We start from the raw sequence: 13518 nt of genomic DNA, 5'->3' as shown, positions 1-13518 counted from the left end.
CTTTATTATGAAAGCAGAACCTTGTACTTATGTCATTTTCGGTGCGACTGGCAATCTGTCCCGCATTAAGTTAATGCCTGCCTTATACCGTTTGGATGCCGCAGGCCGTCTACCGGAAGGCACGCGGATTATGGCGATGGGCCGCCGACCTTGGGATCAGCAAAAGTGGCGGCAAGAAGTCCAGGATATGGTGCAAGCCAAAGCCAAGGACGATTTTGATGAGGCGGTGTTCCAGCGGTTTAGCGACCGTTTGTATTATCATCAGGGCGATATTAGCCAAGCCGACTGCTATTCGGGTTTGGCTGGCACTTTGGCGGATAAGGCGTTTTCGCAAAATATCGCTTTTTACTTGTCGATTAGCCCGGCAGATTTTGGCCCGGTAATGAGCATGTTAAGCACGAATGATCTGTTTAATGAAGAAAGCGGCTGGCGGCGGGTGATTATCGAAAAGCCGTTTGGCTATGATCTGGAAAGTGCCCAGGCGTTGCAAAAACGCATCAGCCATTATTTGTCGGAAGAGCAAATTTACCGTATCGACCACTATCTGGGCAAGGGCATGGTGCAGAATGTGTTGGTTTTCCGCTTCGCTAATGTGATGCTGGAGCCGTTGTGGAACCGCAATTACATCGACCATATCCAAATTACCCATTCGGAAAGTATTGGCATTGATAGCCGTGGCGATTATTATGACGGGGCAGGGGCGTTGCGCGATATGCTGCAAAGCCATTTGCTGCAATTGCTGACTTTGGTCACGATGGAGCCGCCCGTGTCGATGGAGGCGGAATCTTTGCGTGATGAAAAGGTGAAGGTGCTAAAGTCCATCCGCCCCATTTCTAAAGAGGCCGTCCATGCCCAAGCCTTCCGGGGTCAGTATGCCAAAGGCATGGTGAATAACGAAAAGGTTAAGGGCTATTTGGACGAGGCGAATATTCCGCAAAGCAGCACCACCGAGACTTATGCTTCGATGAAGCTGTATATCGACAACTGGCGCTGGCGCGGCGTACCGTTTTATATGCGCACGGGCAAACGTATGGCAAAAGCGCAATCGACGATTTCGATTTGTTTCCGTCATCCGCCGCTACAATTTTTCCGTGACACCAATGTGCAGTGCATGAACCCGAATTGGGTGCTGTTGGGTATTCAGCCGGAAGAATGTATCCGCATTGAAATGACGGTGAAAGAGCCGGGGCTGGAAATGAGCACCCGCACCAGCAGCTTGGATGCCAGCTTCCGTAATCAGGACGAAAAGGCAGTGGATGCCTATGAAGACTTGTTGTTGGATGTGCTCAAAGGTGACCGTTCGCTGTTCCTGCGCTTTGATGAGGTGGAGTATGCATGGCGCATTGTCGATCCGATTTTGCAAAGTTGGGCGGTTGAGCGCGATTATATCGCTACTTACCCTGCTGGCTCATGGGGACCTGAAGACAGCCGATTATTTGATAAAGAAAGCCAATCGTGGCGTAGTTCGTTAACACCGGAGTGTAAATAAATGCAAGAAAATAGCCGCTGGCACACCTTGGCAACTGCTGATGAAGTTGCTGCCGTCGCTTGTCAACATATTCTGGCCTCTGCCCAGCAAGCCATCGCAGCCCACGGAACGTTTAAGTTAGTGCTGGCCGGAGGGACGACCCCTGAAAAAATTTACCGCCTGTTGGCAAAATCCGATGCGGATTGGGCTAAATGGATCGTTTATTACGGGGATGAACGCTGTTTGCCTGCCGATGATGCCGAACGTAATAGCATGATTGCCAAGCAAACGTTATTGGATCATGTGCCGATTCCTGCCGGGCAAGTTTTTACCTTGCAAGCGGAATTGGGCGGCGAAGTTGCCGCTGAGCAGTACCGTCCGATTGTTGCCGCCGCCATGCCTTTTGATATGGTGCTGTTAGGCTTAGGTGAAGACGGGCATACGGCCAGTTTGTTTCCTGGGCATGTCCATAATGCCGACGAGTTGGTTCATGCCGTGTATAACTCGCCAAAACCGCCACCTAAACGGGTGTCTATTAGCGCGAAAGCGCTAAGCAATACGCATGAGTTGCTGTTTTTGGTCACAGGCACGAATAAACGGCCTATTGTTGAGGCTTGGCGGGCGGGTGCTGATTTGCCGGTTGCAACGATACAGCCATCTAACACTTTAGATGTGTATATTGACAGCGACGCATATCCTGCCTAGTTTTATCAGGGTATCGGCATTGCCGCCGATACCCTTATCCGCCAAATGCTGGTTTAACTGATTAAGCTTGCCATGACGTTAATCGACAAACCGATGATGGTGACGTTAAACAAAAAGCTTAACACCGATTGCGCCAACACCGCTTTCCGCATTGAATGTCCCGTCACCGCCACATCTGCCGTTTGCGCCGCTACCGCGATGGTGAAGGCAAAATATAAAAAATCCCAATAATCGGGGTGTTGCCCGTCACCAGGAAACAGCAATGGACGCTGTTGAGGGGGCGCAGCGTAATACAGTCGTGAGTAATGGAAAGTAAACTGCACACCGGTAAACAGCCACGAACCCAATATAGTTGCACCCGTCAGCAGGTAATGGAATAAGCGGAACCCGCCCGTCAGGCCATTGCTGGACAGTTCTAGGATAATCGCCACGAAACTTACCACAGTCGCCACCGAAAACAGGGTTAGAATCATTGCCCCGTGTTCATCTTCTTGGTTAGCTATCTTTAGCACCCGTTCTGCTTTAGCAGGCAACATCAGCCAGCCCATCAATACCAAGTACGACCATACCAAGACATTCCACGCCACTAAAATTTGCGTGACTAAGCGCCAGTGGGCGGGTAGCAGGCAAGCGGAGAGTAGGCTTAACAGTACGGCGATGACTAAGCGGGGATGGGGATGATGGTTGAAAAAGCGGACGATGGCGGTCATAACAGGCCTAAGCGTTAGTGCTGGGGATACCTGAAAACAATCAAACCACGCGCAGTTAAAAAGGCAAGGCTTTTAGTAGTTGGGCGAAGATGAAAAGTTTGTGCGAAGCGGAGGGCGGGGAGAGGGCGGCAAAGGCTGTAACCCGAAGGGTTACAGCCACTGTGCTTTAGATGATGGTAACTTCTTCAGCTTGTGGGCCTTTTTGGCCTTGAGTTACTTTAAACTGGACTTTTTGGCCTTCGTCTAAAGATTTGAAACCGGAACTGTTGATGTTGCGGAAATGGACGAATACGTCAGGGCCGTTTTCTTGTTGAATGAAACCGAAGCCTTTTTCTGCGTTAAACCACTTAACTGTACCTGTAGTCATGTTAGAACCTAATAAATTTGAAAATGAATGAAGCCTTGTTACGGGCTGATGGCGCAAGGAAATTTGAGAATTACAGATGATAAACAGGACGAGCAATACAGAAAAAACTTCGTAGAGATAAGCATAACGGTAAATCAATTTCAAGCTGTGGTCAGAATATAGGCAAGCTTGGATAAAGTCAACAAATACTATTGGCGGCGTATGATTAAATCCATTTTGTTTGCACATTTTGTCCTGATAATAAAGCAAACCTAAGAGGAAAAGCCTGGTGTTTAAATCCATACGGATAAAATTGTTTTTGACTTTGTTGTTGGCAATTATTGTCGTTGTCGCGGGTATGTACTGGTTTATGCGGGATTCTTTTGACCGTGGCTTTAGTGATTTTGTGGAATCCCGCCAGAAAAAGAGCATTGAAAACCTTGTTGCCCATTTGACCGAGCATTATGACAGCCATCAGCAATGGCAGGCGTTGGCTAACGATAAAAAGAAGTGGGTGAATCTGGTTTGGGCGGTTAATGACCACCGCCATCCGCAGTATCCGCCACCGTGGATTAAAGAGGCGTTGACAACACCGGGCAATACTTGGCCACCCCAGCCGCCTGAGTATTATGAGCGTAATCGGGATGGCGGCGAACGCCGTCATCCTGGCCAAGGCTCTAATGGCAATGGGCCGCCCGATCTTGATGCTTTCCCGCCGCCACCGCCGCCCCTAGAAGGTAAGTTTAGGCCGCACCTGATGCCTTTGGAAATGCGCCTGATGTTGTTGGACGCGGATAAGCGGCTTATTTTTGGCCGTGAGGAGTTGGCAGGGCAATTGAGTTTGGCACCTATCTACCATGCCGGGCAAGTGGTCGGCTATTTGGGGCTGTTGCCAGGTCCGCCCTTAAAGCAAATTGCCGATATCCAGTTTATGGAGCAACAAGCTAATGAACTGGTATGGATTGCCCTCGGTATGGTCTTGTTGTCCGCCGCTCTAGCCTTATTGATTGCTTATCTCTTAGGCCGTCCGCTCAAGCGTATCACTGCCGCGTCTAAAGCGTTGGCGATAGGCCAGTATGAGACCCGGTTATCAGTAGACAGTGACGATGAATTGGGGCAATTGGCCCGCGATTTTAACGATTTAGCGGCGGCCTTGGCGCAAGCCGAACAAACTCGGCAAAATTGGGTGGCCGATATTTCGCACGAATTGCGCACGCCCTTGTCAGTATTACGCGGCGAACTGGAGGCGCTGCAAGATGGGGTCAGGCCACTGAGCCAGGGGGCGGTTGATTCGTTATATGGTGATGTCATGCGCTTAAGCCGTCTTGCGGAAGACTTGTACCAGTTAGCCTTGTCTGACCAAGGGGCGTTAAGTTATCGTAAAGCCTTGATCGATCCTGTGGGCATTTTGTTTTATGACTTGAGCGTTTTGGCAACGGAGTTCCAGCGTAAAGCCATTGCCGTAACGATAGACAGCCAAGAAGGCAAGCCTTTACTGATTTATGCCGACCCTGACCGTTTGTCACAGCTCTACCGTAATCTGTTGCACAACACCTTGCATTACACCGACATGGGTGGGGCGTTGCAAGTGACTATTAGCCGTCAACAGGATGCGCTGGTGATGGATTTTGCCGACAGTGAACCGGGCATCCCTAACGAGGCTTTAGCCAAGTTATTCGAGCGTTTTTACCGCGTGGAAAGCTCACGCAACCGTAGCCTAGGCGGAGCGGGTTTAGGCTTGTCGATTTGCCGGAATATTGTCGAAGCGCATAACGGCCATATCACCGCTTTACATTCCGCCTTGGGCGGCTTGACTATTCGTATTACTTTACCTCTTGCACTATAAAGCCTTATGAACAGAAAAAAACATATTTTGATTGTCGAAGATGAAGTAAAGCTGGCGCGGGTGCTGGAAGATTATTTGCACTCGGCGGGATTTAACGCCCACTGGCTGGCAAATGGCCTGGATGTTCAGCCTTGGTTTAAAGAGCATCCGGTCGATTTGGTGCTGTTGGATTTGATGCTGCCGGGAGCTAGCGGTCTTGAAGTGACCAAGGCCTTACGCCGTTTCAGCACTGTGCCGATTATTATGATTACCGCACGGGTTGAAGAAATCGACCGTTTATTGGGGCTGGAATTAGGTGCGGACGATTATATTTGTAAGCCGTTCAGCCCAAGGGAAGTGGTCGCACGGGTCAAAGCGGTGTTGCGCCGTACTCAAGGCGGCAAGCCGGACGAAGAACCGTTACCCGCGACCTTAGCCTTGGATGCGCACAGTTTCCGCGTCACCGCCAGCGGGCGGCAAGTGACCTTGACGGCGGTGGAATTCCAATTGCTGCATGTCTTGTACCAGCAGCCCAGCCGGATTTTCTCCAGAGTGCAGTTGATAGACAAAATCTACCACGACCACCGCATTGTCTCCGACCGCACTATTGATAGCCATATTAAAAAATTGCGCAAAAAATTGACCGACTTATTGCCGGAGCTTGAGCTGATCCACTCGGTGTATGGTGCGGGCTACCGCTATGCGCCGCAGACTAGGGCGTTGGAGGAGGCTTTGTCTTGAGGGGGGCATTAAGGAATATGGCTAGCGGAGAATGTGCGGCGCAATGGTTTTGTGTATTGTGCCGCACAAGTTAAGGCTTTATAAGTTTATTGCCTTGGATGGTTGCAAAAAGCTTATAGCACAAAATCGGTGCTGCTTAATGTTGAAATATTGTTGCTAAGGGTAATGTTGAAGTCCGCTTGGCCATCGCCGTTTACATCGCCGGATAATGTACCATATGAATATCGGAGTTGACCTGCTGAGTCGCTAAATTTGCTATTCCCAATGAAGGTAAATGCTTGGTCATTAACAAGTGTGGGATTGGCATCTATACCTGACAAATCGATTTTATCACCAGACGTAAAGTCGGTGATTTTGTCGGACAGGCCATCGTATCCTTCAATGTTGCCTACATCGGATAGGCTATTAAATTGGAATACATCATTCCCGACACCTCCGATTAAGGTATCTTTGCCGAAACCACCGATCAGAATATCATTTCCGGCACCACCATTTAGTGCGTCGTGACCGTCTAACCCTTTTAAGGTGTCATTGCCGTCTCCGCCATTCAAGGAGTCATTGCCGAATCCGCCACTTAGCGTATCGTCGGCACTTGTGCCATTCACTATTTTATTGTCTACAAGGATTAATCTGTTGCTTCCGGCTTTGCTTTGGGCAAGGCCGCCTAAATCGGCAAAGTTATTAATTCTTATGATGGCATCGACTAACCCGTCACCATCAAAATCGAATTGGATTTGGCCTTCGCTGCTATTTGTGTAGGATGTGTTATAAGCATTATCTTGAAAACGGTATTGGCCTGCCACGCCGCTAAATAAAGCGCCGCCGATATAATTCAGCGGTACTCCGGCCATCGTGATGGCGATTTGGTCGCCAGTGCCGTTACCAAAGTCGGTGATGTGGTCGTTATTTAGTTGGTTGCTAGAATAGTCTTTGTTAAATAAAGTATTAGATAGAGTGTTGCCTTCGGCAAGATCCTCTGGGCGGGTGAATTGAAAAATATCATTACCCGCTCCGCCAGTCAGTTCATCCGCTCCTAAGCCGCCTAACAATATATCGTTGCCGTCATCGCCTATTAGGGCATCGTCACCCGTATAACCAAATAAGGTATCGTTGCCTGCCAAACCCGATAAGGTATCGTTGCCTGAACCGCCCGTCAGGGTATTGGCATTGGCATCGCCCGTTTTAATTTGGTCGGCGGCAAAAATCAGTAGGCCTGAATTGGCGGCGGATTCCACTAAATTAAGCGGTTTTTTATAGTTGCCCGGCGACAGTAATTCAAGCTTGCCGTCCGCAACCGCATCGCCATTGCTGTCGATTAAGACTTCTGTGACAAAATTAAAAGATTGTTGGAGAGTGAGGGTGTTGTAGCTAAAGGCATAGGTATAAACATAACGGATTTCTCCAGCCACGCCATTAAATTCTGCATTGCCGATAAAATGTCGGCTGGTTAACGCCGAAAAGTCGAGTTTATCGCCCGCACTAAAATCATGCACTTCTTCGGTGAGGTTCAACGGGTCTATTTGTATGTCGGCAACTGATTTGTAAACAAACAGATCGGCGCCTGCCCCGCCAAATAATTCATCTGCGCCTAGGCCACCCTGTAAAATATCATTGCCATTACCGCCTGACAACATATCATTACCCGTGCCGCCAACTAAGGTGTCATTACCATCTAAGCCATAAAGCCAGTCGATACCTGCTGTGCCTGTTAGGGTATCGTTTGCCGATGTTCCCATTTTTGTATTAATTGCCATAGATTATCCTGTATGTATTTAAGTGGGCCTGTCCTAGGAAAAAGACATTCTTAGGTATAAGGCATTGACAGTATAGTCAATGTTTTTAGGCTTTTCCAGGATTTATGTAATTAATTTGTATATTACGGGTAATGGGTGGGCTGGCGGTTATTAGTCCGTTTTTCGTGGGTGCAACGGGATGCATAGCCGAAATGGTTTGTTGGGTTTTTTTAAGGGGATGTTGGCGTAGGGCTGTTTATCGTAAAATCGATTACAACAGCAAGAGCCTAAAAACAAAGGTTTAGCAGGCAAGGCCTTAGGCCAGCCATTTACGGCGAATGACGCGACGATGTTGCCGTTGGATTGTTGGAAAAAGCGCCGCGTCCTTCTTGGTGAATGTGGTTTGTCAGTATGAAAGGCCTTATTTTTTAACCAACACTTCCCCACGCCCCATTTCCGCCATATCCCCGGCATAACGCTGGACGCGGTTAAACGCCGCTGCGCTGTCGGCAAATTTTGAGTTTAACGTTTGGAAGGCTTTGAACAGCAGGGGTAAAAACGCTAGGGTATGGGTGCCGCAATCGTTGAAGCTGGCGGACAATTGCGGTGGGTTCCAGAGCAATAAAGTGCCACGGCGCATGGCGTAGCCTAGGTAACGTCCGGTTTGCCCCATGACCGCGATAGTGCCTGCGGTCATGCGTGAGCCGCAATAATCGCCCGCGTCGCCTTCGATAAGGATGGTGCCGCGCCGTAAATGGTCGCCGACCCGCTCACCCGCGTTGCCTTTGACCAATATCATGCCGCCTTTCATGCCCATTTTGTTGCCGGGCAACGCCGCGCCCAAAAAGTCGCCGACATTACCGGCGATTTCCAGATAGCCTTTTTTCATTTCACAACCGGCATACAAGCCGGCATTGCCGGAGACGGTAATTTCACCGGTTTTCATGCCCATTGCCAGATACGCGCCCGCGTCGCCTTCCACGCTGATGCTGCCGCCGTCAAGGTCTTTGCCGATAAAATCGAGCTTTTCAAAGCTGTTTTTGATGACGATAGTTTGGGTGTCGGAGCCGGACACGCTGAACAAGTCGGCCACGCGCAGTTTGCATTTGCCGCTTTGCAGTTCGATGGCGGCGATGTCGCTGGGGTCTTTGTCCTGTAACAGGTGGCAGGACAGCGGTGACATGTCCACGCGCTGATCGGGGCGGTATTTTAAGGTTAAGGTTAGCGCGCTCATGCCATGATCTCCTGTAAATGAAAGTGGAACGGCCCCAGTTTGCCGCCGTAATTGCCCGCGCTGATGCGTTGGATGCCGTTGGCCGCGCCCAAGTCGCACACGGCTTGGATGCCGACGCGCATGGCGAGGTCGATGTCGGCTTTGGTCAGGCCATCAATAACGATTTCCATCACCGATTCAATGTCCGGTGACAAATCAGTTTTGGTCATGCCTTTTAGGGTCGGGCAGAACGCATCGTTGCTGGATGCGCCCAAGGATTTGTATTTGGAGCCGACTTTGGAGCCGGAACGTACTACGCCGCCGGGGAAGGGCATGATGACATTGGGGATTTTTCTCATTTCTTCAATCGCCGCTTCACAGGCGGCCAAGGCTTGGGGTTGGGATTGGGCCAAGACCAAAAAATTGCCGCCGCCAATCGCTTCGACTTGGCCGGTGGTCGCTTCGGCCAAAAATTCGCCGTCCATTACCGGTACCCGCCAATAGCGTTTGCCGCCGATGACTTTGGCGATTTGGAAGCCATCGCCGAAGTAGCGCAGGTTTTTGCCCAAGGGGATGCGGGTGCCGCCGTCTATGCCCGCAAACAAGGCCGAAGTCGGCGAGGTCAACACGCATTGTCCGGCGCGGGTTTCCAGTTGTTTGGCCAGGCCTTTGCCGCCCATGGCAAAAATCATGACAGCCACGCCAGGGCGGCCATCGGGGGTTTCTTCGGGGCTTAACGTGCGCTCGATACCGGCCTCACAGCCACAGGCGATCACCGATGTGGCAAAGCCGGTCATGGCTTGGGCGGCGATCAGCGCCCATTTCTCGTTTTGCGCCGTGATAATGGCGCGGGTCGCTTTCATAGGAAACGCTTCGGCAAACGTAGCGTCTATGGTTACACCGTTAATGATCATAGTGTGTGCTCATGGTTAATGTGTGTTTGTTTTAGAGGGATTAGGGCAATGGCACAAGTTCGATATAAATCAATTCCATTGTTTAAGATGCCGCCTTTTTTCTTGGATGGCTTGATACTCCTCATCCGTCATTTCCGGGCTATCAAGCAGAAGCTTTTGGAAATTGTTGGTATCTGGGTTGTTGTCATCCACGGCCAAAATAATCAGTTCCACCCGTTTGGCGGTAAAGTCTTTCGGCAGATTGACGTGGATGCTACCGTTGATGACTTCAGTGTATTGTTTGATGGCTTGCATCTGTTTTTCTCCTTAAGGGTGTGCAACCTTTATGGCACAGGATTGATATTGCCGCCCTGGCGTTGTTCTTGTTGCCCTGCCATTAAATTTTTTCCAATCTGCCAATCCAGTCATCAAAATGGGGGCATTTCGCCCTTAATGCGGTCATGCCAATGTCTTCGGCGATTAACGGCCCCACTTGCGCTTTTTGGTTAGCGTATTGTGGCAGGTGGCGGATGATTCTTTTTGATGGCGCAGTTTGTGGTGAGCCGTTAATTTCTTCTGGATTTGTATTGCCAATATCGGCTTTCAGTTTATTGATGCCGGTTATCCCATCAGGATATAGGCCGCTTAAGCGGTCTGGATCAACTAATAAAAAGGCTTCAAATTCATGAAGCTGGACGTAGGGTATAAACCTATGGTGATTAATGTCCTGGCTAATAGCCGCTTCCAGCGTAGCAATTTTACTATACGGGTCGCGGATGTCCTGAATATCCGCTTGATAAGGGCTGTCTTTTCCGGTTGGAAAGGCGTACAGATCAATAAAGCTGGTGTACCATGTATCCGGCCTGCCATTATCTGAATGTATCCAACGGGTCACGTCATCACGAAATTTACTGTATTGGCGCAAACCGCCTTTGGCGGGTTTATTGCTGTGCTTATCCCAGCCTGTGGTTATTTTTCGGACGCTGACATAAATGCCCAAAGCCGCAAAATGCCCAACCAAAACCTCATTGACAAAATTTTCTTCGGTGCTGCCCTCGGCGATGATGTTCAAATATTTCAAGGGCGGCCCCCAATGATGTTTTTCTCCCAAATTTCCCCGGTCGAAAATGCTTCCAGGTAGGCTTGTAGCGAAGCGGTGTCGGGCCTTGAGTATTCGGAGCTTCTGCCATGACGGTCAATGACGACCAAATCATCCAAATCAAAGTTATTGACTAGGCTGATGGACTGCGTGGCGACAAACACTTGGCAATGGCTTGAGGCTGTTTTTATCAGCCCCGCTACGGCATCAATCGCGCTCGGATGCAAGCCCAGCTCAGGCTCATCTAAGAATAATACGGTCGGCAAGTCTTTAGGGTTTTGGGCCAGTAAGCTGATAAGGGCGATAGTCCTTAGCATCCCATCGGATGCCTGTCCGGCGTTAAATACTTTATTGGTGCCTTTTTCTTTCCAGCGCAATAAAATTTGCCCAAATTCATCGTACAGCTCAAAATCGTCAAAAAACGGTAGCACTAAACGGATGTATTTGATTATCCTTAAATAGTAAGGCTTTTCTTCGTTTTGCAGACGGTATAAAAAGCTGCCGAGGTTGTCGCCATTTTGTTTCAGCCACTTGCCATCGGCCAGCGACCATTTCAGTCTCATCGGCGCAGTGTCGCTGGTATTGTGAAACTGATAAACAATGAGTTTCCGCAATAAATTGAGGATGGTGGTCGCGGTTTCATTGTTAATGCCAGGCAACTTGGCTTCTTCATGGCCTACGCCACAGGTATGCCAATCAACTGCTTGAGCGGTACCGGCCTCTGAAAAGCGGTATTTTTCTGCCTTAAAAACCAGCTTGTCTGGTTTTGCAAACATTAAGCTAAATTTATATTCATTGATTCCAGATGCTGTTTTTATGGCAATTTCGGCTTCTATGCTTTTTGTAATGTCAGCGCCATCATGCAAAATATCATTTGCCCCACCTAGATAACCTACATGTTCTTGAAGCTTGCCGTCAGAATTGAGTATCCAACTAAGAAACTTAAAGAAAGATATAAAATTACTTTTACCCGCCCCATTGGGGCCTATCAATATATTGATAGGTCTGGGCGCAAAAGCACTAATTTCTTTAATGCTTTTGTAGCCTTTTATGGTAAATATTTTCAGTTCTATAGTTGGCATATTATTTTAGTTAAACGGAGAAAGGGCATTTTAAGGCTTCTTTTTAAACCAACGGATGCACGGTAATGCTTCCCCGCCCATCATCGGTAATTTCATCATCGCTGATCTTAAAGTTACCCACTTTCATGGTCAGGTAGCGGTCAAAATAGTCCTTTAGGCCTTTTTCCACCGAGGGGTCAAAGTCGGGTTGGACGGTATGGGTGGTTCCCCATTTAATGGACACCACTTTACCGTCAACTACGACCAATTGGCCGTCCTTAAAGACATAATCGGGTTTTTCGAACATTTGTTCGCGGTTGGGGTTGTCGGTGTAGACGGTGATGTCCGCCCAGTTGCCTGCGCTTAAGCCGCCCCGGTCTTTTAGGCCGATCAGTTTGGCGGCTCCCGCGCGGGTCATGATGGCGATTTCTTGCAAGCTGTATTCGCGGTCTATCGAAGCCAAGGTGGTCATTTTTTGCGCTTCGGGGTGGATGGTCGCCAGCATGTCGTTGCGGAAGGATTTGTCCATCAGCAAGCGTATCAGATGCGGGTAGCTGGTGAACGGTGCGCCGTTGGGGTGGTCGGTGGTCAGGAAAATACGCCACGGGTCATCGACCAATAAGAAAGTTTCCAGGCCTATCGCCCATTGCAAGGCGTTGACGAAGTTTTGGTCGCGGTATTTGAACGGCACGACTCCGCAACCCGCATCGCATTCGATGTCCATTGTCACCCATTTGTTGGGGCTGGCGTGTTTGTGGTTGGCGTGTTGGCGCATACTGTCGCCGGAGGCGGTGACGGTTTGCCCGAACAGGATTTGCCCGACATCAATGGTGATATTTTTGTTTTTGTTGACGGCTTCGGCAATCTGCGCCGCGCCGGAGGAGAATTTAAAATCGCCTTCGGTGCCGTAGCTGTGGAACTGGATGTGGGTCAAGTGCATGGGCAAGCCGCCGATGCCTTGGATGGTGTCCAAAGTCGTTTGCACATTGCCCGGCACGCCCAAGTTGCAGCCGTGGACATGCAGCGGATGGCTTACGCCCAATTCTTTGACCGCCGTTGCCAACACCCGCAGGATTTCACGCGGGGTCACGCCGTAATGGCTGTTTTGCTCATCCAAGTCCAGCTTGCGTTGGTTGAACTTAAACGCATTGATGCCGCCGGGGTTGACGACTTTAACGCCGATAGCTTTGGCGGAATTGATCGTCCACGCCACATAGTCGTTAATGGCCTTTTGGTCTTGCTTGGCGGTGAGCATCCGCAGCAGGTAGTCGTCACTGCCGAGCATGACATAGCCGCCTTTGTCCAAAATCGGGATGTCGCCCATTTCCATGTGCGCTTGGCGGGCGTTGATCGGCAACAGGGCGGGTTCAAAGCCTGCGGTATAGCCCATTTCCGCATAGCGGTAGCCGGTGACGAAGGTGCTGGGCATGGCATGGCCGCAACCGGAGCGGCAGATATGGGTGCGCTCGACCGGATCGGCGCGATGGTCTTCGGGCAACAGGGTACGGGCGATGTTGCCCTTGCCGCCGCCGATGTGGGTGTGCATGTCGATAGCCCCTGACATCACCACCTTGCCTTTCAGGTCATATTCCTTATCGGGCGTGGCTTCGGCGGGCGCGTTGATGATGCGCCCGTCTTGGATGTAAATGTCCTGTTGCTGTCCGGCTATGCCAGCGGCTGGGTCATAGACAGTGCCGCCGCTTAATTTGATTAACATGGTGTTT

13 protein-coding genes and 1 pseudogene are annotated in these 13518 nt (G+C 50.0%); 4 read left to right on the top strand and 10 right to left on the bottom strand.

The window, feature by feature from the left end:
• Positions 1-7: 7 nt before the first annotated feature.
• Both zwf and pgl read left to right on the top strand, forming a co-directional pair.
• Positions 8-1489, top strand: coding sequence for a glucose-6-phosphate dehydrogenase (gene zwf, locus CEK71_RS00175; protein WP_088617489.1), 1482 nt, complete (start codon positions 8-10; stop codon positions 1487-1489).
• The gene (gene pgl / locus CEK71_RS00170; protein WP_088617488.1) at positions 1490-2173 is read left to right on the top strand and encodes a 6-phosphogluconolactonase; all 684 of its coding nucleotides are present in this window, start codon (positions 1490-1492) and stop codon (positions 2171-2173) included.
• 53 nt (positions 2174-2226) lie between these two features.
• On the opposite strand, the gene CEK71_RS00165 is transcribed toward pgl, so the two are convergent.
• Positions 2227-2883, bottom strand: coding sequence for a DUF1345 domain-containing protein (locus CEK71_RS00165; protein ID WP_088617487.1), 657 nt, complete (start codon positions 2881-2883; stop codon positions 2227-2229).
• Positions 2884-3049: 166 nt separating this feature from the next.
• Entirely contained in the window at positions 3050-3250 is a 201-nt protein-coding gene (locus CEK71_RS00160) for a cold-shock protein (RefSeq protein ID WP_088621439.1), read from the bottom strand.
• Positions 3251-3518: 268 nt separating this feature from the next.
• On the opposite strand from CEK71_RS00160, the gene CEK71_RS00155 reads away from it, so the two are divergent.
• Both CEK71_RS00155 and CEK71_RS00150 read left to right on the top strand, forming a co-directional pair.
• The gene (locus CEK71_RS00155) at positions 3519-5075 is read left to right on the top strand and encodes an ATP-binding protein (protein WP_232463723.1); all 1557 of its coding nucleotides are present in this window, start codon (positions 3519-3521) and stop codon (positions 5073-5075) included.
• 6 nt (positions 5076-5081) lie between these two features.
• On the top strand, positions 5082-5795 hold the full coding sequence (locus tag CEK71_RS00150) for a response regulator (protein ID WP_088617486.1): 714 nt from the start codon (positions 5082-5084) through the stop codon (positions 5793-5795).
• A 113-nt stretch (positions 5796-5908) separates the two neighbouring features.
• Here the strand turns inward: CEK71_RS00150 and CEK71_RS23835 are convergent, their stop codons facing one another.
• The 8 genes and pseudogenes from CEK71_RS23835 to CEK71_RS00115 all read right to left on the bottom strand — a co-directional run bounded on the left by CEK71_RS23835 (position 5909) and on the right by CEK71_RS00115 (position 13511).
• Positions 5909-7549 (bottom strand): hypothetical protein, encoded by a 1641-nt coding sequence (locus CEK71_RS23835; protein WP_088617485.1) that lies wholly within the window; start codon positions 7547-7549, stop codon positions 5909-5911.
• A gap of 400 nt (positions 7550-7949) precedes the next feature.
• A complete protein-coding gene (locus tag CEK71_RS00140; RefSeq protein ID WP_088617484.1) occupies positions 7950-8762 on the bottom strand; it encodes a formylmethanofuran dehydrogenase subunit C in 813 nt (270 codons plus the stop codon).
• Positions 8759-9655, bottom strand: coding sequence for a formylmethanofuran--tetrahydromethanopterin N-formyltransferase (gene fhcD, locus CEK71_RS00135; RefSeq protein ID WP_088617483.1), 897 nt, complete (start codon positions 9653-9655; stop codon positions 8759-8761). The genes CEK71_RS00140 and fhcD overlap by 4 nt, the downstream gene beginning before the upstream one ends.
• Positions 9656-9724: 69 nt before the next feature.
• The gene (locus CEK71_RS00130) at positions 9725-9949 is read right to left on the bottom strand and encodes a hypothetical protein (protein WP_088617482.1); all 225 of its coding nucleotides are present in this window, start codon (positions 9947-9949) and stop codon (positions 9725-9727) included.
• Between the two features lie 82 nt (positions 9950-10031).
• The gene (locus CEK71_RS00125) at positions 10032-10715 is read right to left on the bottom strand and encodes a DUF4276 family protein (RefSeq protein WP_157678882.1); all 684 of its coding nucleotides are present in this window, start codon (positions 10713-10715) and stop codon (positions 10032-10034) included.
• A complete protein-coding gene (locus tag CEK71_RS00120; protein WP_170065049.1) occupies positions 10712-11509 on the bottom strand; it encodes an AAA family ATPase in 798 nt (265 codons plus the stop codon). Before CEK71_RS00120 ends, CEK71_RS00125 begins: the two co-directional genes overlap by 4 nt.
• 12 nt (positions 11510-11521) lie before the next feature.
• Positions 11522-11815: pseudogene (locus CEK71_RS24085) on the bottom strand (AAA family ATPase); the annotation flags it as partial.
• A 43-nt stretch (positions 11816-11858) separates the two neighbouring features.
• Positions 11859-13511 (bottom strand): formylmethanofuran dehydrogenase subunit A, encoded by a 1653-nt coding sequence (locus CEK71_RS00115; protein ID WP_088617479.1) that lies wholly within the window; start codon positions 13509-13511, stop codon positions 11859-11861.
• Positions 13512-13518: the final 7 nt, after the last annotated feature.

Source organism: Methylovulum psychrotolerans (assembly GCF_002209385.1).
Lineage (GTDB): Bacteria > Pseudomonadota > Gammaproteobacteria > Methylococcales > Methylomonadaceae > Methylovulum > Methylovulum psychrotolerans.
The sequence above is the reverse complement of the archived record's forward strand: the minus strand, read 5'-3'. Positions and strand labels throughout refer to the sequence as shown.

Excerpts from the sequence above, each read along its gene's own strand:
- zwf (WP_088617489.1), top strand. The coding sequence starts at position 8 with ATGAAAGCAGAACCTTGTACTTATGTCATTTTCGGTGCGACTGGCAAT.
- pgl (WP_088617488.1), top strand. The coding sequence starts at position 1,490 with ATGCAAGAAAATAGCCGCTGGCACACCTTGGCAACTGCTGATGAAGTT.
- CEK71_RS00165 (WP_088617487.1), bottom strand. The coding sequence starts at position 2,883 with ATGACCGCCATCGTCCGCTTTTTCAACCATCATCCCCATCCCCGCTTA.
- CEK71_RS00160 (WP_088621439.1), bottom strand. The coding sequence starts at position 3,250 with ATGACTACAGGTACAGTTAAGTGGTTTAACGCAGAAAAAGGCTTCGGT.
- CEK71_RS00150 (WP_088617486.1), top strand. The coding sequence starts at position 5,082 with ATGAACAGAAAAAAACATATTTTGATTGTCGAAGATGAAGTAAAGCTG.
- CEK71_RS23835 (WP_088617485.1), bottom strand. The coding sequence starts at position 7,549 with ATGGCAATTAATACAAAAATGGGAACATCGGCAAACGATACCCTAACA.
- CEK71_RS00140 (WP_088617484.1), bottom strand. The coding sequence starts at position 8,762 with ATGAGCGCGCTAACCTTAACCTTAAAATACCGCCCCGATCAGCGCGTG.
- fhcD (WP_088617483.1), bottom strand. The coding sequence starts at position 9,655 with ATGATCATTAACGGTGTAACCATAGACGCTACGTTTGCCGAAGCGTTT.
- CEK71_RS00130 (WP_088617482.1), bottom strand. The coding sequence starts at position 9,949 with ATGCAAGCCATCAAACAATACACTGAAGTCATCAACGGTAGCATCCAC.
- CEK71_RS00120 (WP_170065049.1), bottom strand. The coding sequence starts at position 11,509 with ATGTTTGCAAAACCAGACAAGCTGGTTTTTAAGGCAGAAAAATACCGC.
- CEK71_RS00115 (WP_088617479.1), bottom strand. The coding sequence starts at position 13,511 with ATGTTAATCAAATTAAGCGGCGGCACTGTCTATGACCCAGCCGCTGGC.